This window comes from Bacillus sp. RC240 (assembly GCF_044907945.1).
GTDB classification, from domain to species: Bacteria; Bacillota; Bacilli; order Bacillales; family Bacillaceae_G; genus Bacillus_A; species Bacillus_A mycoides.
Map to the genome: position 1 here is coordinate 307,791 of NZ_JBIYCT010000004.1, position 22,827 is coordinate 330,617.

At 34.8% G+C, this 22,827-nt stretch carries 24 protein-coding genes; 19 read left to right on the plus strand and 5 right to left on the minus strand.

The window, feature by feature from the left end; translation table 11 throughout:
* The first annotated feature begins 174 nt into the window (after window positions 1–174).
* A complete protein-coding gene (locus ABH955_RS16645) occupies window positions 175–1,824 on the plus strand; it encodes a copper resistance CopC/CopD family protein (protein WP_088005182.1) in 1,650 nt (549 codons plus the stop codon).
* Between the two features lie 35 nt (window positions 1,825–1,859).
* The gene (locus ABH955_RS16650) at window positions 1,860–2,480 is read left to right on the plus strand and encodes a YcnI family copper-binding membrane protein (protein ID WP_404449485.1); all 621 of its coding nucleotides are present in this window, start codon (window positions 1,860–1,862) and stop codon (window positions 2,478–2,480) included.
* Window positions 2,481–2,598: 118 nt separating this feature from the next.
* Here ABH955_RS16650 and ABH955_RS16655 read toward each other — a convergent pair whose 3' ends face one another.
* Entirely contained in the window at window positions 2,599–3,375 is a 777-nt protein-coding gene (locus ABH955_RS16655) for an alpha/beta fold hydrolase (RefSeq protein WP_404456386.1), read from the minus strand.
* A gap of 185 nt (window positions 3,376–3,560) precedes the next feature.
* Window positions 3,561–4,466 carry a DMT family transporter gene (locus ABH955_RS16660; RefSeq protein ID WP_404491380.1) on the minus strand — a complete coding sequence of 302 codons (906 nt, stop codon included), beginning with the start codon at window positions 4,464–4,466 and terminating at the stop codon, window positions 3,561–3,563.
* Between the two features lie 97 nt (window positions 4,467–4,563).
* Between ABH955_RS16660 and ABH955_RS16665 the strand changes: the two genes are divergently transcribed.
* The 4 genes from ABH955_RS16665 (at window position 4,564) to ABH955_RS16680 (ending at window position 7,414) form a co-directional block, all read left to right on the plus strand.
* Window positions 4,564–5,433, plus strand: coding sequence for a LysR family transcriptional regulator (locus ABH955_RS16665; protein WP_002012297.1), 870 nt, complete (start codon window positions 4,564–4,566; stop codon window positions 5,431–5,433).
* Between the two features lie 119 nt (window positions 5,434–5,552).
* Window positions 5,553–5,984, plus strand: coding sequence for an Rrf2 family transcriptional regulator (locus ABH955_RS16670; RefSeq protein WP_002012300.1), 432 nt, complete (start codon window positions 5,553–5,555; stop codon window positions 5,982–5,984).
* A 103-nt stretch (window positions 5,985–6,087) separates the two neighbouring features.
* Window positions 6,088–6,738, plus strand: a complete 651-nt coding sequence (locus tag ABH955_RS16675; RefSeq protein ID WP_002012302.1) for a DsbA family oxidoreductase — start codon at window positions 6,088–6,090, stop codon at window positions 6,736–6,738.
* Between the two features lie 73 nt (window positions 6,739–6,811).
* Complete coding sequence (locus tag ABH955_RS16680; protein WP_002012304.1) at window positions 6,812–7,414, plus strand: nitroreductase family protein; 603 nt, start codon at window positions 6,812–6,814, stop codon at window positions 7,412–7,414.
* 164 nt (window positions 7,415–7,578) lie between these two features.
* Here the strand turns inward: ABH955_RS16680 and ABH955_RS16685 are convergent, their stop codons facing one another.
* Entirely contained in the window at window positions 7,579–7,998 is a 420-nt protein-coding gene (locus ABH955_RS16685; protein WP_078178803.1) for a GNAT family N-acetyltransferase, read from the minus strand.
* 217 nt (window positions 7,999–8,215) lie between these two features.
* Here ABH955_RS16685 and ABH955_RS16690 point away from each other — a divergent pair, with 217 nt between their 5' ends.
* The 3 genes from ABH955_RS16690 to ABH955_RS16700 all read left to right on the plus strand — a co-directional run bounded on the left by ABH955_RS16690 (window position 8,216) and on the right by ABH955_RS16700 (window position 11,247).
* On the plus strand, window positions 8,216–8,350 hold the full coding sequence (locus ABH955_RS16690; protein ID WP_002012306.1) for a hypothetical protein: 135 nt from the start codon (window positions 8,216–8,218) through the stop codon (window positions 8,348–8,350).
* 107 nt (window positions 8,351–8,457) lie between these two features.
* Window positions 8,458–10,068: an amidase family protein gene (locus ABH955_RS16695; RefSeq protein WP_002141334.1), complete on the plus strand. Its 1,611-nt coding sequence runs from the start codon at window positions 8,458–8,460 to the stop codon at window positions 10,066–10,068.
* A gap of 159 nt (window positions 10,069–10,227) precedes the next feature.
* Window positions 10,228–11,247 carry an AI-2E family transporter gene (locus tag ABH955_RS16700; protein ID WP_002012308.1) on the plus strand — a complete coding sequence of 340 codons (1,020 nt, stop codon included), beginning with the start codon at window positions 10,228–10,230 and terminating at the stop codon, window positions 11,245–11,247.
* A gap of 46 nt (window positions 11,248–11,293) precedes the next feature.
* On the opposite strand, the gene ABH955_RS16705 is transcribed toward ABH955_RS16700, so the two are convergent.
* Together ABH955_RS16705 and ABH955_RS16710 are read right to left on the minus strand one after the other, a co-directional pair.
* Window positions 11,294–11,578 (minus strand): YesK family protein, encoded by a 285-nt coding sequence (locus ABH955_RS16705; protein ID WP_002086206.1) that lies wholly within the window; start codon window positions 11,576–11,578, stop codon window positions 11,294–11,296.
* 111 nt (window positions 11,579–11,689) lie between these two features.
* Window positions 11,690–12,634, minus strand: a complete 945-nt coding sequence (locus ABH955_RS16710; RefSeq protein ID WP_002012312.1) for an L-lactate dehydrogenase — start codon at window positions 12,632–12,634, stop codon at window positions 11,690–11,692.
* 200 nt (window positions 12,635–12,834) lie between these two features.
* On the opposite strand from ABH955_RS16710, the gene ABH955_RS16715 reads away from it, so the two are divergent.
* The 10 genes from ABH955_RS16715 (at window position 12,835) to ABH955_RS16760 (ending at window position 22,801) form a co-directional block, all read left to right on the plus strand.
* Window positions 12,835–14,277, plus strand: coding sequence for a flavin monoamine oxidase family protein (locus ABH955_RS16715; protein WP_404449494.1), 1,443 nt, complete (start codon window positions 12,835–12,837; stop codon window positions 14,275–14,277).
* A gap of 117 nt (window positions 14,278–14,394) precedes the next feature.
* On the plus strand, window positions 14,395–15,318 hold the full coding sequence (locus ABH955_RS16720; protein WP_404456396.1) for a CobW family GTP-binding protein: 924 nt from the start codon (window positions 14,395–14,397) through the stop codon (window positions 15,316–15,318).
* Between the two features lie 130 nt (window positions 15,319–15,448).
* Complete coding sequence (locus ABH955_RS16725; protein WP_404456416.1) at window positions 15,449–16,054, plus strand: TetR/AcrR family transcriptional regulator; 606 nt, start codon at window positions 15,449–15,451, stop codon at window positions 16,052–16,054.
* Between the two features lie 15 nt (window positions 16,055–16,069).
* Window positions 16,070–17,560 (plus strand): o-succinylbenzoate--CoA ligase, encoded by a 1,491-nt coding sequence (locus tag ABH955_RS16730; protein ID WP_404456419.1) that lies wholly within the window; start codon window positions 16,070–16,072, stop codon window positions 17,558–17,560.
* A gap of 4 nt (window positions 17,561–17,564) precedes the next feature.
* Window positions 17,565–17,981, plus strand: coding sequence for a MaoC family dehydratase (locus tag ABH955_RS16735; RefSeq protein WP_002064880.1), 417 nt, complete (start codon window positions 17,565–17,567; stop codon window positions 17,979–17,981).
* Window positions 17,981–18,976 (plus strand): 3-oxoacyl-ACP synthase, encoded by a 996-nt coding sequence (locus tag ABH955_RS16740; RefSeq protein WP_404491381.1) that lies wholly within the window; start codon window positions 17,981–17,983, stop codon window positions 18,974–18,976. The genes ABH955_RS16735 and ABH955_RS16740 overlap by 1 nt, the downstream gene beginning before the upstream one ends.
* 181 nt (window positions 18,977–19,157) lie before the next feature.
* Window positions 19,158–20,375, plus strand: a complete 1,218-nt coding sequence (locus ABH955_RS16745; RefSeq protein ID WP_078178798.1) for a substrate-binding domain-containing protein — start codon at window positions 19,158–19,160, stop codon at window positions 20,373–20,375.
* Between the two features lie 91 nt (window positions 20,376–20,466).
* Window positions 20,467–21,240: an ABC transporter ATP-binding protein gene (locus ABH955_RS16750; RefSeq protein ID WP_404491383.1), complete on the plus strand. Its 774-nt coding sequence runs from the start codon at window positions 20,467–20,469 to the stop codon at window positions 21,238–21,240.
* Window positions 21,218–21,919: a branched-chain amino acid ABC transporter ATP-binding protein gene (locus tag ABH955_RS16755; protein ID WP_404491385.1), complete on the plus strand. Its 702-nt coding sequence runs from the start codon at window positions 21,218–21,220 to the stop codon at window positions 21,917–21,919. Before ABH955_RS16750 ends, ABH955_RS16755 begins: the two co-directional genes overlap by 23 nt.
* Before the next feature lie 21 nt (window positions 21,920–21,940).
* Window positions 21,941–22,801, plus strand: a complete 861-nt coding sequence (locus ABH955_RS16760; RefSeq protein ID WP_219302024.1) for a branched-chain amino acid ABC transporter permease — start codon at window positions 21,941–21,943, stop codon at window positions 22,799–22,801.
* Window positions 22,802–22,827 lie beyond the last annotated feature (26 nt).

Here is a 22,827-nt window from a genome sequence, read left to right on the forward strand (position 1 = left end):
TTAGTAATATCTATGAAGGTAGCTACTATTATATTAGAAGCGTAGAGGTGAGGAATAAATAGAGAGTGATACTAAATAAATCCTTATACTTAATCAGGTTAATATTTTATCAAGAAATAAAACTTGGGAAGTAAAAAGTAATGAAAGTGTAGTGACGAAAAAGAAAGAAGTGAAATGATTGTGAAAGTAATACGAAGGTTAGGGGCATGGCTATTAATTGCGTGCGTGTTGATCATATTGATACCAAAAAGCGCATCCGCTCATGCGTATGTTGTGAAATCAAATCCTGCTGAAAATGAAACGTTAAAGAAAGCACCATCTGTTGTGAAAATTGAATTCGATGAGGACATACAAGTTTCAAGTTTTAATACATTGTTCGTAAGAGATACCTCAGGTAAAAGAGTAGATTTAAAAGATGCACATATTGATAAGAAAAACAAAAAAATATTAGAAGCTGGGTTAAAAGAGAATCTCAAAAATGGTCTTTACTCTATTCAGTGGAAGGCTATTTCAGCTGATGGACATCCAATTCAAGGAGTTATTCCATTCCGTATTGGATCAGCAGAAGCGGGAACAGATGATATAAAAGTAGAAGAGATGGGCTATGTTCCCAAAATCGATATGATTATGGAACGCGGAATTTTATATACAAGTTTTTCTCTATTTATCGGTGTTCTATTATTTAACCTTATCCTTTATAAAGGAAGTGCAAGTCAAGTTCAGTCGAGGAGTAAGAAAATAATATGGATATCATTATTTGGGATATTTATTAGTTTACTATTCAATCTACCATTGCAGGCGAAAATAAATGCTGATGTTTCATGGTTAGAAGCATTTGATCCTATATTATTAAAAGAAACATTACAGCTATCTGTTTTTGGTTATGTATGGATCACTCAAATGGCTCTTATTAGTACGCTTATGATTGTTACATATTTTGCAGTGAAGCGTGAGAAGCTTTCGTCGTTTAAAGTATGGAGCATTCCAATACTATTGTTTATTGGTTTACTTGTTATGAAAGCCTTCAATAGTCATGCATATGGATTAAAGTTTAAAGAAATTGCTGTCGTTATGGACTTTCTGCATTTATTCGCAGCTTCGTTATGGATGGGGGGGCTATCATCGATTGTTCTTCTGTTACGTAAAGAGGATGACAAGTGGACTATGTATTGGGATGCGATTAAGCGTTTTTCGCCATGGGCAACAGGTGCTGTCATTGTGATTTTATTAACGGGTCTTTTTAACAGTACATTTTTTATTCCCACGATCCATTCCCTATTTGATACGAAGTATGGATTGGCCTTATTAGCAAAAATACTTTTATTCGTGTGTATGGGGATATTGGGAATTATTCATTATGTGAAAGGGAGAATGCGAGCGCAGCAAAGGTTAGGAGCTACGGTGAAAGTAGAGTTTATCATTGGAATTATCGTTTTTGTAATCGTAGCGTTTATGACAAATGTACAAACGCCGCCGATGCCTCCTACGGGACCTTTTACAGAGAGTAAACAATTAGATAATGGATATGAACTTACTTTACATGTAAGTCCTAATAAGGTAGGACAGAATACATTTCATATTACTTTGCAGGATGAGAATGGACAGCCTGTTACTGATATGGAACAAATTGTATTGACGACTCAATCTTTAGATATGAACATGGGCAAAGGTTCATTTAAAGTTTCGGCAGTGTCACCGGGAGAATATGAAGCGGAAGGTATGTATATTAACATGACAGGAAACTGGAATATACAAGTTCACGGATTAACAAAATCTCTTGATAGTTTCGATACGGATTATAAATTTATTGTAGGTGGCAGATAAAAAAGACGTTATAAATGAAAAGGAGTTTATAGAAAATGAAACGTATAAAAAAATTAGGAACAACAATGATCGCAACAATAATTGCAATGGGGATTTTTTCGTTACCTGTTAGTGCTCACGTAACTGTGAAACCAGCAACTTCTGACGTTAGCTCTTGGGAGACTTATACGATAAAGGTACCTGTTGAAAAGAATATGGCAACAACAAAAGTCACACTGAAAATACCGTCTGGAGTCGAGTTTCAACAGTACGAGCCAGTGCCAGGGTGGAAAGTGGAAGAACAAAAAGATGCAGCTGGAAAAGTTAAAACTGTAATATGGGAAGCAACAGGGGATGGGATTTTACCTGGTCAGTTCCAACGATTTACTTTCGTTGCTAAAAATCCAGATAAAGAGCAACAAATAGCTTGGAATGCATATCAACAATATAAAGATGGAGAAATTGTTGAATGGACAGGCGATGAGAAAGCTGAGAAGCCCCATTCACTTACTACGATTGCAAAAGGTACATCATTAACAGGAGAACATGGTGAAGTATCTAGTGTGGAAAAAAATGAAGGTACAAGTAATATGCAAACAATAGCAATTGTCTTATCAGTTTTAGCGATTGTATCTTCCATAGGTACGTGTGTTTTTGTAGTACGTCGTAAAAAGTAGGGAACATTGAAAGGTCTCATTGAAAGTAATGAGACCTTTGTTAATAAAATTTTGAGATTAAGCAGCTTCGAGGGGGATTAGAGCTACAAATACAACATGGTTTATTAAGATAAGGAACTCAATTGACTGTCATTACTTCTTCTGGTAGGTTATCATGCTTAAGCCAGTTTTCAATTAAATTATTAAATAGTTTGGGATTTGCTAAAGGGATTCCATGACCGATTTTAGGAATGATAATACCTGTGCAAGTAGGATTGCTTTCAAGGATTGCAGTCATCGAGTCTTTCATGATTCTTTTTTCGTTTTCTCCAACAGTTACTAATATATTGCTACTAGCATTCTCGAAACCTTTTGGTATTGTAAACGACATATTTTCTTCTAATATCCTCACAAATGTATTTTTACTTATTTGACAACTTTCATGATAATAGTTATCAAATTGTGTTTCATCTATGTACATTGATTTTGCTTGTATTTTGGAAAACGTCTTACTCTTTATAAGTGGATAGGTTACGCCAAGGGATCTTATTAATGTTTTAGCGAAAGGAATTGGTTTAACTAATGCGCTATTTATCATAGCGTATTGAATTAAGTTTGGTTTCATGCTGAGCATTGTAATTAATACTTGAGCACCTAACGAAAAACCGATTACTATAACAGTTTTGCCTTGTCCTTTTTCTTCAACTAATTCAATGATTTTTTCAGCACTAAAGTGTATTGAAAAATGATCCTTACTACTATTTTCCCCTTGCTCGGGTAAATCAGGAACAAGGCAGTGAAAGTTAGTGAAATGTTTAATTTGTTTGTCCCACATCCATCCACTGACTCCGCCCCCATGAATAAAAACCATAAGTGGAGAGCTTGAATCTCCAAATTCTTTATACTGTAAAACCATATAATTCCCCCTTATGATTAGAATTGTTAGTCCATCCATATGTATTAGAGATAATATTTTCTACTTTATTACCATCATACAATAAAAAAGAAAAATTTTCCTTTTGCTAAGATGTTAAGTGACTGTACTCATAAAATGGTAAAAAAGAAAGAGCCTACAAGTGGTAGACTCTTTCTCATATCTATTTATTTCACTTCAACTTGCTGCCTTACAGCAAGTGTTTTCGGCTTTATATTTACAAAACAAATACTCACCACAATAAATAAAAGTCCGATGAATAAGCTAATTGTAATGGCCTCATGTAAGAAAATAGAGCTTACAATAATAGCAATCAGTGGGATAAGGAACGTATAAGCCCCAACTTTACTTGCCTCACCAGCTCCTACAAGTGTAAAGTAAGCGAGCCATCCCATTGCAATAACAAAGAACGAGATGAATAGTAGTACACTTACAAATGGTATACTCCAAGCGATGCTAGACCAGCTCTCAAATTCTGAACCAAATCCGATTAAGCAAAGTCCGCCAATAATAAGCTGAAGTGTTACCATCCAAATGGCATTAACGCGGTGTCCAGTTTTCTTAATAAATACTGTGCCGAGTGCCCAGCCGATAGCGCACCCTAAAGCAAGTAGTACACCGATAATAGAAATATGTCCAGTTAAACTACTAGAGCTAATAACCCCAACACCAATAAATCCAAGAATAAGTCCGAAAATTTTCAAGCCGTACATAGATTCTTCAAGCCAAATCCATGAGAAAATGCCGAGTAAGACAGGTTGGAGAAATACGATTGCGGAGAAGAGTCCGGCGGGCATATACTGAAGTCCGACAGTTTGTAGTCCGTAAAACAAAATAATATTGAGTAAAGATGAAATAAAGTATAAATGCCAAGTTTCCTTTAAATTTAATTGTTTGTATCTCGGTAATGCGAAAGTAAGTAAGATAAATCCTCCTATTAATGTTCTAATCCCTGCAAAGAGTACGGGTGGTGTGTAATGCAGAGCGAATTTTGATAACGGCCAATTAATTCCCCACATAATAACGAGAAATGTAAGGATTATGGCCGTCTTAGTTCGAGAAAGCTGTGTCACTGTAATCCCTCCTTGTTGTATTCCATTTCACTATGATATGATATCGACTATGATAAATAAAATGAATCTTTTTTATAAGGAGTATAAGTGATTAGTTATGACCATTACACAACTTCAAGTTTTAATTAAAACGGTTGAATTAGGGAGTTTTACGAAGGCTGCTGGGATGTTAAATATGACACAGCCAGCTGTAAGTCATGCGATTTCAAGTATTGAGTCAGAGTTAGGAGTTACCATTCTTATACGCGATAAACGAAAAGGGCTAATCGTTACGGATGTTGGAAATAGAATTCTTGTACATATTAGAGAAATCTTAAACGGCGTTGAGAAGATTGAACAAGAAGTAGCGATGGAGAAAGGGCACGAAGTTGGGACGATTCGAATTGGGAGTTTTCCGAGTGCTTCTGCACATTTCTTACCCAAAATGATAAATCTTTTTAAGGAGAAGTATCCGAACTTAGAAGTCGTTCTTTGTGAAGGCACGATTAAAGAAGTTGAAGATTGGTTAGTATCGAGGGTTGTTGATATAGGAATTGTTATCTTGCCTAATAAAGATATGGAGATCGTGCCCTTAACGAAGGGGAAAATGGTTGTTGTCTTAAGAGAGGATCATCCTCTTTGTAAGAACGATTCTATTACAATAGGTGATTTAGAGAATGAACCGATCATATTATGTAAGGGTGGGTACGAACCACCCATTATCGATATGTTTAAACAAGCGAACGTACCACTTCGGGCTGAATATATAATTTCCACAGTTACAACAGCTTTAAATATGATTCAAGAAGGATTAGGAATCGCAATTTTGGCTGAGTTATCTTTAACGAGTTTACCAAAGAATATACAAACGAGAGAATTGGAACCACAAGTATGGAGAGAAATTGCTTTAGCTGTTCCTTCATTAAAGGATTCTTCAATCGCTGTGCAGCTATTTATTGAAGAATTTCAAGACTTGTTTGCAGAATAAGAAGAGGTGTCTCATATATTGTAATGGGGCACTTTTTTATTTGCTTTAAAAAATTTGTAAAAAGGATTGACTTATACTCTAATTGTAACTATAATGATTACATCGAGGTGGTAATCACAATGAAAATTAGTAGCCGCTTTTCTATAGCTGTTCATATTTTATCTATTTTGAAAAACAATCCATCTTCAGTTTGTACTTCGGACTATATGGCCGAAAGTGTAAATACAAATCCGGTAGTAATTCGAAAAATAACGTCTTACTTGAAACAAGCTGAGTTTGTATACGTCAAACGCGGTCCGGGTGGCGCGGGATTATTAAAGGATTTACATGAAATCACATTATTAGATGTGTATCATGCAGTGAATGTAGTGGAAGAAGACAAACTATTTCACATTCATGAAAAACCGAATCCAGACTGTCCAATTGGGGCGAATATTCAAGCTGTTTTAGAGGTTATTTTAGTTCAGGCGCAATCTGCGATGGAAGAAGTGTTGAGAAATATTACGATGGGGCAGTTATTTGAATCTTTACAACAAAAAATGAATGCATAATATGATAATTGCAAGTCTCTCAAAGGGAATGCATATTTTTTTCTCAAAATTGTAACCGTTTCGGTTACATCTGAAAATAAAAAGAAGGTAAGGTGCAAATAATATGACTGTGAAAATGAAAGTATACTCAGATTTTATATGCCCGTTTTGCTTTTTAGCAAAAGGTCCATTAGATGAAGTAGCGAAAGAGAAAGATGTAGAAATCGAATGGATGCCATTTGAATTGCGTCCAAGTCCATATTCTAAAATAGATCCTTGGAACGAGCCAGATAAGTTAGGTTCATGGGATTCTTTCATTCTTCCTACTGCAAAAAAATTAGGGGTTGAAATGCGTCTGCCACGTGTTTCTCCGCATCCATATACACATTTAGCTTTTGAAGGGTGCCAATTTGCGAAAGAGCGTGGACTTGGAAATGAGTATCATCACCGAGTATTTACTGCGTTTTTCCAAGAAGAGCAAAACATTGAAGATATTGATGTATTAACGAAATTAGCGGTAGAAGTAGGGCTTCCTGAAGCAGAATTTAAAGATGCTTTAGTAACTCGTAAATATAAAGAAAAACATCAAGAAGCGATTCAACATGCATATGATGAAGCGAATATTATGGCGGTACCAACTGTAATGATTGGAGATGAAGTCATTCAAGGACTTGCTAGTAAAGAAACGCTAGAAAGAGTAATTGATAAAGAAATCGAAAAGGATAAAACAAATTCATTTGAAGGTATGCAATGTAAGGCGGATGGATATTGCTAATTCGTCTTGCATGAAAGACTCAAATTGATTTGTTTAAATAAAAATAATAAAACATATATTTGGAGGAATTAAAATGTCAGCAACTACAACAAACTTAAAAGAAGCAATCGTGAACCGTCGTTCAATTCGTAAAGTAACAAAAAACGCTACAATTACAAAAGAAAGAATTGAAGAAGTATTAAAAACAGCTTTACACGCACCAACTTCTTTCAATATGCAAAGTGGCCGTATGGTCGTATTAATGGATGGAGAGCATGAAAAGTTTTGGGATATCGTAAAAGAAACACTTAGATCACGCGTGCCAGCAGAAAATTTTGAAGCAACAGTAGAAAGACTAAAAGGCTTCCATGCAGGTGTAGGAACAGTTCTATTCTTTGAAGATCAAGCAACTGTAGAAAAAATGCAAGAAAATGCACCGTTATATAAAGATCAATTCCCATTCTGGTCTCATCAAGGTAATGCAATGTTACAACATACTGTATGGATGTTATTATCAGCTGAAGGAATTGGCGCATCATTACAACATTACAATCCAATCGTAGATGCTGAAGTGAAAGAAACATGGAATATTCCAGCGGAGTGGAGTTTAGTAGGACAAATGCCATTTGGTGAGCCAAATGAACAACCAGGGGAAAGAACATTCTTACCTACTGAAGATGTAGTGAAATTTTATTAAGAAATTTAATATATAAAGAGTTAAATAAATGAAAGGAGAGTACATATATAGCTATATATGTACTCTCCTTTCGTATGTAATGTTTAAATGCGATTGTGGAAAAGGTTACTGCAAGAATAATTTCTTTCATATGAATCGAAGTTTTCCCTACAATTAAAAATCTATCATGTTTTTGAAATGACAGTAAACATCCCCGTCATGTTTGGTGAGTAATTTTTAAAATCAAATTTTTCATAGAACGATTCTTTACCTTGTGATGCAAATAAACCGACAAACGCCTTATCAGGGGCAGTCTCATTTAAGTATGCAACCAAAAGATGCATTATTTCTTTCCCAATACCATGTTTCTGATAATCCGGATGAACCACTATATCTTGAATATAGAAATAGATAGATCCATCACCAACAATTCTCCCCATGCCCACAATTTTTTCATTATCTTTGACCGTGATGCAGTGAATAGAATGCTTCAGTGAAGTATCCGCTACTTCAAAATTCATATAATTAGTCCATCCAACAGAATCACACAAATATTTGTACTCTTCCAATGTTGGAATGTTATGTTTAAACTCATATGTTTTCAAAATGCATCCTCCATGTCCTTAAATTCAATAAGTATATAAATTCGACATATTTTTATCTATTCCTCTTACGCAACAGAACTCCTTTTAGTTATTGAATACTATATCATCTGTCTCGTCTATTTAATTTAGTCCAGCTTCCCTATTCGTATTGGTGTTAATTTATGTGTATTTAGGGAAGAAATATAAGAAATAATCTGGTGAGAAAGGAAGTGGGAACATGAATGATGAGAAAAAATATACAGTTGTCGGTACTGATGTTGATGAAGTGAAACGTTTAAATAAAAATTCAGGGTTAACATATAATCAGGTGAAGGAATTGTTAGCAAAGCAAATGCAAAAAAAAAGTAATTAGATTGAAATCTTTCATTTTTTCATTTAGCATTTTGATTGGAGAGAGTTAAGTAAAAGGTAACTCTCTTTTTTATATAAATGAGCAACTTTTAGAGTGGAGGAAGCAACATGAAAAAATGGGTAAAGATAACGTTGTCTATCGCTGGAGGTATTGTTCTATTGGTGTGTGCCGGAGGATATTACGTGTATAAAAATTATTTTCCAAAGGAACCTGAGCGTATTGTATATGATAAAGACAGAGTGTTAAAACCGATACATAATCAGCTTAAAGGGATCGACATAGATAATATAAAGATAAAAGAAAAAGAAGTTGTAAATGCGACTGTGGATGAGCTTCAAAAAATGGTTGATGATGGGAAATTATCATATGAAGAATTAACGAGTATTTATCTTTTTAGAATACAAGAACATGATCAAAATGGAATATCATTAAATGCTGTTACAGAGATTAATCCTAATGCAATGGAGGAAGCACGACAGTTAGATAAAGAGAGATTTTTAAATAAGAAATCGAACTTATACGGCATTCCTGTCATCGTAAAAGATAATGTACAAACAGCGAATGTTATGCCGACAAGTGCTGGAACTTATGTATTAAAAGATTGGATTGCAGATGAAGATGCGATGATTGTGAAGAAGTTGAAAGAAGAAGGGGCGTTTGTTTTAGGAAAAGCAAATATGTCTGAGTGGGCGAATTATTTATCTTTTACAATGCCAAGTGGATATAGTGGGAAGAAAGGACAAAATTTAAATCCATATGGCCCGATTACATTTGATACATCAGGATCGAGTTCAGGATCTGCTACAGTGGTTGCAGCTGATTTTGCACCGCTTGCAATCGGGACGGAAACGACGGGATCCATAGTAGCACCGGCAACGCAACAATCAGTAGTTGGGTTACGTCCGTCTTTAGGTATGGTTAGCAGAACAGGAATTATCCCGTTAGCTGAAACACTTGATACAGCAGGGCCAATGGCAAGAACGGTCAAAGATGCAGCAACGCTATTTAATTCAATGGTAGGTTATGATGGAAAAGATGCTATGATAGAAAAAATGAAAGATAGAGATAGAATGGATTATACGAAGGAGTTATCGATAGATGGATTAAAAGGGAAAAAGATAGGGATTCTTTTTTCTATAGAACAACAAGATGAAATTAGAAAAGCAGTAGCGAAAAAGATTAGAAAGGACCTTGAAGATGCAGGTGCAATATTGACTGATGATGTTCAGTTAAACAGCGAGGGTGTAGATAATCTGCAAACATTAGAATATGAGTTCAAGCATAATGTTAACGATTATCTTTCACGGCAAAAAAATGTGCCAGTAAAATCGTTAGAAGAGATTATAGCGTTTAATAAAAAGGATAGTAAACGACGAATAAAGTATGGACAAACATTAATTGAGGGTTCTGAGAAATCTGCTATAACGAAAGATGAGTTTGAAAAAATAGTTCAAACGAGTCAAGAAAATGCAAGAAAAGAGCTAGATAGGTATTTAGTAGAAAAAGGTTTGGATGCTCTTGTGATGATTAATAACGATGAAGTTCTTCTATCAGCTGTGGCTGGTTATCCAGAATTAGCAGTGCCGGCAGGATATGATTCTGATGGTCAGCCGGTAGGTGTAGTGTTTGTTGGGAAACAGTTTGGTGAAAAAGAACTTTTTAATATTGGATATGCGTATGAACAGCAATCTAAAAATAGACGATCTCCTAAAATATAGAGTTGATAAAGTAGTTTTTAGAAAAGTATTAGATAAAAAAATCCGACAATAAAAAAGAAAAAAAGGATTCTTTCCAATTAGTAAGAAAGATTGTCTATAGAAGTTCATAAAATGTAATATATCCAATTTCCATCCATTGAAGGGGGAGGTTAATTCTTAATGAATGAAGTGAAAAATTTCTTTCGAAGCAGAGGGTTTCAACGGTTTCTCGTTTTAATAATATTAGTGCTTGTATTGTATGGATTAAAAAGTATGATTAATTTAATATTAATTACGTTTATTCTCACGTTTTTGATGGATCGATTTCAAAAGTTTATTTCAAAAAAATTGAAAGTAAATAGGAAAGTGGTTATTGCTGGTTTATATATTGTGTTAGTGACGTTTATTGTAACTACACTATATAAATATTTGCCTGTACTAACGATACAAATTTCACAATTAATTTATCAATTTAAATTGTTTTTTCAAAACCCACCTGATAACGAGATAATTAAATATGCACTTTCGACAATTAATGGAATGGAAGTATCGAAATATATCGAACAAGGTGTAGATGTCATTTATCAATCGATAGCAAACATAGGAAAAGTCAGTTTACAAATACTACTTTCTCTTATTTTAAGCTTATTTTTCTTATTAGAAAAAGAACGCATTATAGCATTTACTTCGAAATTTAAAGATAGTAAGCTGAAAATTTTTTATGGGGAGATTGCATATTTCGGTGAAAGGTTTGCAAGATCGTTCGGAAAAGTGATTGAAGCACAGTTTTTAATTGCGGTTGTAAATTGTGTGCTCACTGTAATTGCACTTGTCATTTTAGGATTTCCACAGCTTCTTGTATTGGCTGTCATGGTCTTTCTACTCGGTTTGATTCCAGTTGCTGGTGTTATCATTTCATTGTTTCCACTTTGTATCATTGCCTATAACGTCGGCGGGGTTGTGTATGTTGTTTACATACTAGTGTTCATTACAGTAATCCACGCTCTTGAAAGTTATTTATTAAATCCAAAATTTATGTCTGCAAAAACGAATTTACCTGTTTTTTATACATTTATGATTCTTATCTTTTCAGAGCATTTCCTCGGAATATGGGGGCTTATTATTGGGATTCCAATCTTTATCTTTTTATTAGATGTACTTGATGTAAATAATGATGAACCGATTAAAGATAATAAGTGATAGAAAATGACCGATCTTTTCTCTTGATGAAAACATCGGTCATTTATTATTTTTTCTTTGGAGGAGGTAGTTTAATGAAGGTATTTGCAATTAAAGCTATAATAACAGCAGCAAAAATAAAGACTGCGATTACACTAACTCCCATACCAGCCCATCCTCCTACAAGGAAGATACTTATCGGTATTGCTAACAAGCTTAAAATAATTAGAATCAATCCGAGATTCTTATCATATTTTTTAGTTGGAAATAGCGTTCTGATGATTAAGAAGAGGAAAAGTATTAAGGATGCTACAGCTAGCAAGAGGATTGCAATCGTCAAAGAATCATTCATGAAATCACCCCTTTTATAGATAATATTACCGTTTAAATTGAGGGGGAACTATAAAAGTATAAAAAAGCAATCCAATATAAATCGGATGGCTTTTTTGATTGGAAAATATGATTAAAGAACAGGAGCCATTGTTTCTTTCAACACTTGAACAGAGTGATCGAATTTTAATTCTTCCTCTTCACTTAGTTCAACTTCTAAAATTTCCCGAACACCGCCGCGGTTTAAAACAGCAGGTACGCCGATATAAACATCCTGTTGGCCGTATTGACCTTCAAGATATGCTGATACAGTTAATACGCTGTTTTCATTGCTTAAGATTGCTTTCGTAACACGTAAAAGTGACATGCCGATGCCGTAGTATGTAGCACCTTTTCGTTCAATAATGTGATAAGCTGCATCACGAACGTTTACGAAAATATCATCTAAATCTTTTTGGTTATATGTGTTGTCTTTTTCAAGAAGCGTTTGTAGTTTTTGAATACCAATTGATACGTGACTCCACACCGGAAGTTCTGTATCACCGTGCTCTCCGATAATATAAGCGTGAATGTTATGAGGTCCAATATCGAAGTACTCACCTAACATATAGCGGAAACGAGCAGAATCAAGAGTTGTACCAGAACCGATTACGCGTTCTTTCGGTAATCCAGATTCTTTCCAAGTTACGTAAGTTAAAATATCTACAGGGTTTGTTGCGATTAAGAAGATACCGTCAAAGCCGCTATCCATAATGCTACGAACAATTTGCTTGAAAATTTTAGCGTTTTTCTCAACTAAATCTAAACGTGTTTCACCTGGCTTTTGTGGCAATCCAGCTGTAATTACAACAAGATCTGCGTCTTTACAATCTTCATAACTACCTTTCCAAACTTTTGTTGGAGCTGGTGCGAAAGGAACGGCATGGCTTAAGTCCATTGCTTCTCCTTCAGCTTTTGCTTCATTTACATCCACTAAAACAAATTCTTCAGCTACAGCTTGGTTAATCATGCAGTAAGCATAACTACACCCAACTGCTCCTGTTCCTACTAATACAACACGGTTAATGCCTTTTTTCATTTCAAAATTCCTCGCTATTTCATAAATTTTATTATGTAAGATAATACGTCTTACTTCTATAATTTCATATCTATTTTATTACATTTTATAAAAGATATTCAAGTATTTGAAAATGTATCCGCTCAATTACTTGAATGAAACATAGGAATCCTGTTAAACGAATATAATTCAGTAAAATCCTTCGTAAAAGGGGAATTGGCATGGGGAATCCATTATCGATGGAACAAATGCTTCAAATTGTTCATGAAGGGCTTGCCAAAACGAATAACCCCAAACCCAAACGGATTACAGTTGCCGGTGCAGGGATATCTGGATTAGTTGCAGCATCTTTATTAAAAGAGGCTGGGCATGAGGTAACGATTATAGAAGCAAATAACAGAATAGGTGGCAGAGTGTATACGATTCGTGAACCATTTAGCGCAGGATTATATTTTAACGCAGGTCCTATGCGTATTCCGGATACTCATGATTTAACTTTAGCTTACATTCGTAAATTTAAACTACCGTTAAACCTTTTTATTAATAAAACTTCTTCAGATATAATTTATACGAATAACAAAAGAACGAGATTGGATGTGTTTGAAAAGGATCCAAGTGTACTTGGATATCCAGTTTTAGATAAAGAAAGAGGGAAAACGGCAGAAGGGTTAATGTTAGAGGTATTGGAACCGATACTTAATTATATTAAGAAAGATCCTAATAAAAACTGGATTATTGTTGAAAAAAAGTATAAAACATATTCGCTCGGTTCATTTTTAACCGAGTATTATTCAGATGGGGCAATAGATATGATCGGGGTACTTCTTGATATGGAAGCATACATGGGAATGTCTTTAATTGAAGTATTACGCGAAATGATCTTTTTCACTTCAACGACGAAATATTATGAGATAACAGGCGGGATGGACGCATTACCAAATTCATTTTTACCAGAGCTAAAGGATAATATTTTTATGTCGTATAAAGTAGAAAAAATTATACAGGAAGATAATAAAGTAATGATGCAAGTAACACATGAACAAACGTTAAATTCATTTATAGTAACTGGTGACATCGCTATTGTCACAATTCCATTTTCAGCTTTGCGATTTGCAGAAGTTCAGCCATATCATTTATTCTCTTATTATAAAAGGCGGGCAATTCGTGAATTAAATTATATTGCTTCAACTAAAATTGCGATAGAGTTTAAAAGTAGATTTTGGGAAAGAGCAGGACAATATGGTGGTAAGTCAATTACAGATTTACCTATCCGCTTTACATATTATCCGAGCTATGGCATTCAGTCACCAGGGGCAGCTATCGTTATAGCAAGCTATACGTGGGCAGATGAAGCGTTAACGTGGGATAGTCTCTCGCATAGAGATCGTATTCGTTATGCATTGAAAAATTTAGCGCAAATTTATGGGAATGTGGTTTATAGTGAGTATGTTGTGGGAGAATCTTTTAGCTGGAGTCAAAATCCGTATTCTTGCGGAGCATTTACAGCTTTTGAACCAGGGCAAGAGCTTGAATTGTTTCCATATATTACGCCGCCAGCGGGTAGAGTGCACTTTGCAGGAGAACATACGACATTAACACATGGATGGATGCAAGGAGCAATCGAGTCTGGAATTAGAGTTGCTCATGAAGTGAATGGAAAATGAAACGATAATCTAGCAGTTTTGTTTACAAATAGGTATTCTTTTAATAAAATGATAAATATAAATCGTAATAATTACGCTTTGAAGAAATTTGAAGTAGAGAAATGGATGGTCGGTCGAATGAGTAAAGTAGAAATTCATATATTAGGTGGTTTTTTAGGTAGCGGAAAATCAACATTGCTGCAAAATTTATTATTAGCAGAAAAGAAGAAAAATCGAAAAGTTGCAGTTTTGATGAATGAAATCGGTGAATACTCGGTAGATACAGATATTATTGGAAAAGAGAATGTGTTAAGGGAGCTTCTGAAAGGATGTATTTGTTGTACGTTAAAAGAAGAGCTTGAAATTCAATTACATTCTTTATATCAACAAGAAAGACCAGATGTAATTTATATAGAAACAACAGGTGTCGCACATCCAATTGAAGTGTTAGATGCATGTGTATCACCAATTTTAGCTCCTTTCCTTGAAGTGAAATCTATAGTAGTCGTATTAGATGCAGTAAGATGGTTAAACCGAAGTATATTAAGTGCAAATGTACAACAGCTATTACATGAGCAAATGAAATATGGAAGTCATATTCTTATTAATAAATCAGATTTATTAACAGATTCGGATAAGAACAAAGTACTTGAAGACGTAAAAGCAATAAATAATCATGCGAAATTGTTTGAAACAAAGTATTGTAATATATCTTTAAAAGATATAGAAGAAGCTGAATTTGTGAGAGATGGAGAACATGAGACACTTCATGTTAAACAGCATTTACATATACAAACGATGACGTATCAATTTACGAAATCGATTGATCAAGATAAATTATACGAATGGCTTTCGAATTTACCAGATAGCATTTATCGTGTAAAAGGATTTGTGAAATTCCATGGAGATAAATACCCTCACTTATTCCAATATTCATTTGGCGTACCAACTTTACTGGAGCAAGACTTCGGTTTCCCGACAAACTTAGTAGTAATAGGAGAAGGGCTAGATAAGAAACAATTGGCTGAAGGGTTAGAGAAAGTAGAACTTAATTCTAATTAAGATTAAAGGACTAACTTCAAAATAAGTTAGTCCTTTTTTGTATGTAGAAAAACGCTTGCGGATTTTGTCTAATAAAAATAATCGAAAAATTCAGAAATATATTTATAATCAAATCTAAGAGGTGATTCAGGTGTCAGAAAAAATAATAATGGATGTAAAAAACCTAACAACAAAAGGGTTAGAAACGAGAGAGAAATTATTGTGTGCTGCAGAAGAGGTATTTGGTAGTAAAGGATATTACGAAGCTTCTATCGTGAATATTACACAAGAAGCAACGGTAGCGCACGGAACTTTCTATAATTACTTTCCATCTAAAAAAGATATATTTGATGAATTGATTCGCAGATTGAACCGTGAGTTACGCTTAATTATTAAAGAAGAAATGAAGGGGATATCAAGTTATGAAGAGGCACAAAGAAGAGGTTTTCAGGCCTTTTTTCGATGGGTGAAAGATCGTCCTAATCTATATAACATTGTACAACAGGCGGTAGTTGTTGATGATAATTTATATAGATGGTATTATGCAAAGCTCGCAAATGGATTTTTAAAAAGTTTATCGGCTGGCATGGAAGCGGGGGAATTTAAACAACTTGATAAAGAAACAATTGCGTATTGTCTTATGTCAATTGGTCAATTTTTAGGAATGCGATGGGGCTATTGGGAAGAGAAAGATGTTCCGGAAGATGTATTTGAAGCAGCGATGTCATTAATATTTGAAGGATTGAGAAAGAGATAAGGGAGTGGGGAAAATATGCAAGGCATTGCTTATTGGATTGAAAAACGGGCCTATTTACATCCAGATCGCATTGCCATTATTACAGAAGAGGAGGAAATGACATATAAACAGTTACATGAGTATGTAAGTAAAGTAGCAGCATATTTAATTTACGACTTAAATGTGCAAAAAGGAGAGAGGATAGCTATTTTATCACAAAATAGTTTGAAATATATTGTACTTTTATTTGCTATAGCAAAGGTAGAATGTATTGCTGTTCCACTGAATATACGGTTAACAGAAAATGAACTTATATTTCAGTTAAAAGATAGTGGAGCTACAGTTTTATTTGTAGAGGAAACATTTCAAAATATGGCACTGTCAATGCAGAATGTAACATATGTACAAAGAGTTATTTCGATTAAAAGTTTAAAAGAAATAGAAGATAGAAAAATTGACAACTTTGAAGAGATAAATGAAAGCGCATCCTTTATTATATGTTATACCTCGGGGACAACAGGACAACCGAAAGGAGCTGTACTTACACAAGAGAATATGTTTTGGAATGCGCTTAATAATACATTTGCGATTGACCTAACTGTTCATGACCGCTCCATTGTGTTATTGCCTTTATTTCATATTGGTGGGATTGGTTTATTCGCATTTCCAACTTTATTTGCAGGTGGAATAATCATTGTTCCGAGAAAATTTGAGCCAACCATAGCTCTTTCTATGATAGAAAAATATAAAGTGACTGTTGTAATGGGAGTACCTACAATTCACCAAGCATTAATTAATTGCGCAAAGTTTGAAACTACAAATTTACAATCAGTTCGCTGGTTTTATAACGGTGGCGCACCATGTCCAGAAGAGTTGATGAGAGAATTTATAGATAGAGGATTTTTATTTGGTCAAGGCTTTGGTATGACTGAAACATCACCAACCGTATTTATGCTTTCAGAAGAAGATGCAAGACGCAAAGTAGGCTCAATTGGAAAACCTGTTCTGTTTTGTGATTATGTACTTATTGATGAAAATAAAAATAAAGTTGAGATTGGTGAAGTTGGAGAGTTAATAATAAGAGGACCAAATGTAATGAAAGGGTATTGGAATCGGCCAGATGCAACAGAAGAAACGATTCAAGATGGTTGGTTATATACGGGAGATTTAGCTAGAGTTGATGAAGATGGTTTTGTATACATTGTCGGTAGAAAAAAAGAAATGATAATTTCCGGTGGTGAAAATATTTATCCCCTTGAAGTAGAGCAAGTTATTAATAAACTATCAGAAGTATGTGAGGTAGCAGTAATTGGTACACAACATGTAAAGTGGGGAGAGATTCCAATCGCCTTTATTGTGAAAAAGAGTTGCAGTGTATTAAATGAAAAGGAAGTCATTGATCATTGTCGTTTATTTCTAGCCAAATATAAAGTTCCAAAAGAAATTATGTTTCTAGAGGAATTGCCTAAAAATGCAACTGGTAAAATTCAAAAAGCACAGTTGGCAAATCAACTGAAAAGTAGGTGAAAAGATGACGATGTATAGTTCCGGTCAACAGGCATCATGTAGTAAAACAATAACGGAAACAGATTTTGTACTATTTGCAGGTTTAAGTGGGGATTTTAATCCAATTCATATTGATCATGAGTATGCGAAACAAACTAGATTTAATCAAAGAATCGCACATGGTTTATTAACTTCTAGTTTATTATCACAATTGTTAGGCGTTCATTTACCAGGAAAGGGTTCCGTTTATATGGAACAAACTATTAAATTTACAGCGCCAGTTTTTATAGGAGATACGATTACAGCTACGGCAACAGTACAAGAATTTATGATAGAAAAGAGAGTTTTGAAATTGTTAACTGAGTGTCATAACCAAAAAGGAGATTTAGTGTTAACAGGTGTAGCGACTATGATGGTGCCAAAAGAAGGAGGAATTGTCTAATGAGAATTGGGATTGAAGCAACTGGTGTTTTCTTCCCAAAAGACGTAGAGACGGCCGCAGATTTATCTAAAAAAACAGGTATTCCTGAGAATATTATTATAGAAAAGTTTGGGTTATATGAAAAACATGTCGCAGACGAAACGATGCATGCATCAGATTTAGCTATTGCTGCTGCAAAGCCAATATTATTACAAGTAGATCCTCAATCTATTGATGTAGTCATTTATTTTGGCAGTTCACATAAAGATTACCACGTATGGTCTAGTGCCCCAAAAATTCAGCATGAACTTGGATTGAAAAATGCTTATGCTTTTGAAATTATGAATGTTAGTTCTTGCTTTCAAATCGCTCTCAAAGTCGCAAAGGATATGCTCTACTCCGATAACTCAATTGAAAATATATTATTAGTAGGTGGATGTAAAGAATCTCAAATTGTAGATTATGATAATCCACGCTCACGTTTTATGTTTAATTTTGCTGATGGCGGAAGTGCAGCTTTAGTAAAAAAGGGAGCTAGCAACGGTGAAATATTAGGCAGTGCGATTATAACGGATGGTTCATTTCATGACGATGTTCGTATTCCAGCTGGTGGATCGAAGCAGGTTGCGAGCTATGATACAGTTGAGAATCGACAACATTATATTGATGTAATAGATCCTATTAGTATGAAAGAACGTTTAGATCCAATTTCAACCCCTAATTTTGATAAGGTTATTCGGGAGGCGTTAAGAAAAAGTGTATTTACTCCTAAAGATATTAAAGTATTGTTACCACTGCATACAAAACGCTCTATGCTAATAGAATTGTTACAGGGGCTGGGCTTAGTAGAAGAGCAAGTTGTATATTTAGATCATTATGGGCATATGTCAGCACTTGACCCATGTATAGGTCTTCATTTTGCAAATGAGCAAGGGAAATTACAGCCTGGAGATATTGCAGTAGTGGTTAGTGCAGGTACTGGGTATACTTGGGCAGCGACTGTAATTAGGTGGTGAAAAATACTAGATGAATATATGGTAAATGGAGGTATTTGGAAAGAGGCGGCGAATGTAAAGGTACTTCATTAAATTTTTCAAACAGATTTGTTTGTATGATTCAAAGGAAAAGTCATAATTACGGATGGGTAACTTTGGCTTGTTTGATTCTATCAGAAAGTAAAATATGGGGAGGATCACAATGTCGATGAAAAAACGTAAATGGCTAAGAATGGTGGCTACTGGTTGTGTGTTAGGTTCGTTATTAATAACGGCAGCTTGTTCAGGAAAGAAAACAAGTACAGAGGATGAAAAGACGATTAAGGTAGGGGTTCTTGCTTCATTAACAGGTCCATTAGAATCATATGGAAAACAAACAGTGAACGGATTTGAATTAGGGTTAGACTATGCAACGGGTGGAACTGGGAAAGTGGAAGGGAAGAAGATTAAGTTTGTTGTAGAAGATACGGAAACAAAAGCTGATGTAGCAGTTAAAAAAGCTACGAAATTATTAGAAGAAGAGAAAGTCGATTTTTTAGTCGGATCGTCTAGTTCAAGTGATACATTAGCGGTTTTACCACTTGCAGAAGAATATGAAAAAATAATGGTTGTAGAACCAGCAGTAGCTGACAGTATTACCGGGAAGAACTGGAATAAATATATTTTTAGAACAGGTAGAAATTCATCTCAAGATGCAGTCGCTGGTGCTGCGGCAATTGCTAAAAAAGATGTAAAAATAGCAACGTTAGCACAAGATAATGCTTACGGCCGTGAGGGAATTGCGGCATTTAAAGCTGGAGCAAAGAAATTAGGTGCGAATATTGTAAACGAGCAATATGCTGATACAAATTCGACTGACTTCACTGCAAATATTCAAAATATCATTAGCTCAAAGCCGGATTATTTATTTATCGTTTGGGCAGGGGCAAATTCACCTTGGAAACAGTTAAAAGATATGAATGTGGAAGCGCAGGGTATTAAAATTTCTACCGGTGCACCAGATATACCGGCATTAAAAACGATGGATGCGTTAGTAGGAATGCAAGGTTTTTCTGTTTATTATCACACACTTCCGAAAAATAAGGTGAATGATTGGTTAGTTGAAGAACATAAAAAACGATTTAATGGTGCGGTGCCAGATTTATTTACAGCAGGAGGAATGTCAGCGGCAATTTCAATTGTAGAAGCTTTAAAGAAAACAAAAGGTGATACAGATGTAGATACATTGATTAAGAAAATGGAAGGAATGGAATTTGATACACCGAAAGGAAAGATGAAGTTTAGAGAAAAAGATCACCAAGCGATGCAGACACTTTATTCTATCACATTGAAAAAGCAAGATGGTGTTGATTATCCGGTGCCAGTATTAGAGCGAGAATTAACGATGAAAGAGACAGAACCCCAAGTTCAAAATAAATAGACTGAATTTTCTGTTGTTTACGTATAAAGAGGGAGTACACCCTCTTTATACGTATTTCTTTCATACTTAAAGCTTTAAAGGGAGGGATTTCGTGACACATTTGCTAGAAACGAAAAATCTTTGCGTATCTTTTGGCGAGCATCATGTTATTAAGGATGTGAATTTAACAGTACAAAAAGGAAAGCTCATTTCAATTATTGGACCAAATGGTGCAGGAAAGACAACGCTATTCAATTTACTAAGTGGACAAATTTCTCCAACAAAGGGTGAAGTATATTTTAAAGGACAAGAGATTACAAATTTATCAATTTCGGATCGTACTCGATTAGGAATTGGTCGTTCTTTTCAACTTACAAATATATTCCCAGAGTTAACGGTACTTGAAAATGTTCGTTTAAGTGTTCAATCATTTGTGCAAGATTACTATAGGTTTTTTCCGAGTTCGGCAAAATTTAAGCAACAAGTTGGAGAGGCGAGACGTTTCTTAAAAACAGTATTACTTCACGAGAAAGAACATGTATTAGCGAAAGATCTAGCGCATGGGGAAAAACGAAAGTTAGAGCTTGCGATGTTATTAGCTTTAAAAACGGATGTGTTACTACTTGATGAGCCGACGGCAGGTATATCAGTTGAGGAGGTACCGGCTATTTTACAAGTGATTGAAAATATTAAGAAACATCCAGAGAGTACAATTGTACTTATTGAACACAAAATGGATATGGTACTAGGTTTGTCAGACCATCTTATCGTTTTATTCAATGGAGAGTTATTGGCTGAAGGTTTGCCCGAAGAAATGATGAAAGATGAGCGTGTACAAAGTGCTTATTTAGGGGGATTATATAGTGGCACTATTAAAAGTGAATAATATAGAGACGTATTTAGATCAGTTTCATATTTTACAAGGGGTATCTCTTACTGTTGAGAAAGGAACGATTACTGTACTGTTTGGAAGAAATGGGGCAGGGAAGACTACGACATTACGTTCGGTTATGGGATTTCACCATATCGCACATGGTGAAATTTATTATGATAGTACACAAGTAAATGGATTATCTACACATTTAATTTCAAGGAAAGGAATAGGGTATGTACCAGAAAATCAAGGTATTTTTCACGACCTGACAGTAGAAGAAACATTCGCTCTTGCTAGGGGGAAGGGAGAAGAAGCGGAAGAAAAAATAGACTGGATGCTTGAATTATTTCCAGATTTAAAGCAATTTTGGCATAAAAAAAGCGGACTCTTAAGCGGAGGGCAAAAGCAAATGCTAGCAATTTCAAGAGCATTTATTAATAGTGATGGTTTATTACTTATTGATGAGCCGAGTAAAGGCTTGTCGCCCATTATGATAGAAAAATTAATGATAGCCATTTTGAAAATGAAAGAGAAAACAACAGTTTTACTCGTTGAACAAAACTTTATGATGGCTAGTCAAATTGGTGATTACTTTTATATTATGGATAACGGAAGAATTGTTCATAACGGTTTTATGCATGAATTAAAAGAGGATAAGGAAATGTGTCACAAATATTTAGGAATCTCTTAACATGAATCCGGGGTGAGAAGGATGGATGTGTTAATCAATTTATTTGTAAATGGGATTTCAACAGGGATGCTCATTTTTTTATTAGCGTCAGGTCTTTCACTTATTTTCGGTTTAATGAGCGTTCTAAACTTCGCACATGGTGGGTTATTTGCATGGGGAGCTTTTACAGGTGTATGGATATTTAATACAACTGGAAGCTATTTACTCGCTTTAATTGGAGCAATTTCTATGGGGATGTTTCTTGGATTCATTTTAGAAAGATTCCTTATTAGACCGGTATATGGAAATCATGTTCGCCAGCTTCTTGTGACGCTTGGAGGAATGCTTGTACTTAGTGAATGTATTAAAGTATTTTGGGGGCCAAATCCAATTGGTGCTAAATTACCGTTATGGTTACAAGGTAGTTATACATTTGAAGGCGTTATATTAATTAAATATCGTCTATTCGTTATTTTAGTTGGGATACTAATTTACATCGCTTTACTATTGTTACTGAAAAAAACAAAGATAGGACTTATGATTCGCGCTGGTGTAATGGATAAAGAGATGGTTCAAGCTCTCGGAATTAACGTAAAAGCGATATTCTCGTTTGTTTTTTTATTAGGAGCAGGGATGGCGGCGTTAGGTGGTTTTCTACTAGCACCATATTCAGGAGTTATTTTTGCTGAGATGGGTATGCAGTATGCAATTTTAGCCTTTATAGTAGTTATCATTGGAGGGTTAGGTAGCGTACAAGGTTCAGCGCTCGCTTCTTTAATTGTTGGATTAGCTGGTGCTTTTACAGCATATTTTATACCGGATTTATCACTTGCAATTAATATGTTAATGTTACTATTTTTCTTAATAGTGAAGCCAACGGGCCTTGTTGGTGAAAAGGGGTGAAACGGTGAACAGCACATCAAATCGAA

Coding starts and splice junctions, on each gene's coding strand:
- ABH955_RS16730 (WP_404456419.1), top strand. CDS start 16,070: ATGCAAGGCATTGCTTATTGGATTGAAAAACGGGCCTATTTACATCCA.
- ABH955_RS16690 (WP_002012306.1), top strand. CDS start 8,216: ATGAATGATGAGAAAAAATATACAGTTGTCGGTACTGATGTTGATGAA.
- ABH955_RS16745 (WP_078178798.1), top strand. CDS start 19,158: ATGTCGATGAAAAAACGTAAATGGCTAAGAATGGTGGCTACTGGTTGT.
- ABH955_RS16710 (WP_002012312.1), bottom strand. CDS start 12,634: ATGAAAAAAGGCATTAACCGTGTTGTATTAGTAGGAACAGGAGCAGTT.
- ABH955_RS16670 (WP_002012300.1), top strand. CDS start 5,553: ATGAAAATTAGTAGCCGCTTTTCTATAGCTGTTCATATTTTATCTATT.
- ABH955_RS16760 (WP_219302024.1), top strand. CDS start 21,941: ATGGATGTGTTAATCAATTTATTTGTAAATGGGATTTCAACAGGGATG.
- ABH955_RS16700 (WP_002012308.1), top strand. CDS start 10,228: ATGAATGAAGTGAAAAATTTCTTTCGAAGCAGAGGGTTTCAACGGTTT.
- ABH955_RS16695 (WP_002141334.1), top strand. CDS start 8,458: ATGAAAAAATGGGTAAAGATAACGTTGTCTATCGCTGGAGGTATTGTT.
- ABH955_RS16645 (WP_088005182.1), top strand. CDS start 175: ATGATTGTGAAAGTAATACGAAGGTTAGGGGCATGGCTATTAATTGCG.
- ABH955_RS16720 (WP_404456396.1), top strand. CDS start 14,395: ATGAGTAAAGTAGAAATTCATATATTAGGTGGTTTTTTAGGTAGCGGA.
- ABH955_RS16705 (WP_002086206.1), bottom strand. CDS start 11,578: ATGAATGATTCTTTGACGATTGCAATCCTCTTGCTAGCTGTAGCATCC.
- ABH955_RS16650 (WP_404449485.1), top strand. CDS start 1,860: ATGAAACGTATAAAAAAATTAGGAACAACAATGATCGCAACAATAATT.
- ABH955_RS16740 (WP_404491381.1), top strand. CDS start 17,981: ATGAGAATTGGGATTGAAGCAACTGGTGTTTTCTTCCCAAAAGACGTA.
- ABH955_RS16655 (WP_404456386.1), bottom strand. CDS start 3,375: ATGGTTTTACAGTATAAAGAATTTGGAGATTCAAGCTCTCCACTTATG.
- ABH955_RS16680 (WP_002012304.1), top strand. CDS start 6,812: ATGTCAGCAACTACAACAAACTTAAAAGAAGCAATCGTGAACCGTCGT.
- ABH955_RS16735 (WP_002064880.1), top strand. CDS start 17,565: ATGACGATGTATAGTTCCGGTCAACAGGCATCATGTAGTAAAACAATA.
- ABH955_RS16665 (WP_002012297.1), top strand. CDS start 4,564: ATGACCATTACACAACTTCAAGTTTTAATTAAAACGGTTGAATTAGGG.
- ABH955_RS16675 (WP_002012302.1), top strand. CDS start 6,088: ATGACTGTGAAAATGAAAGTATACTCAGATTTTATATGCCCGTTTTGC.
- ABH955_RS16715 (WP_404449494.1), top strand. CDS start 12,835: ATGGGGAATCCATTATCGATGGAACAAATGCTTCAAATTGTTCATGAA.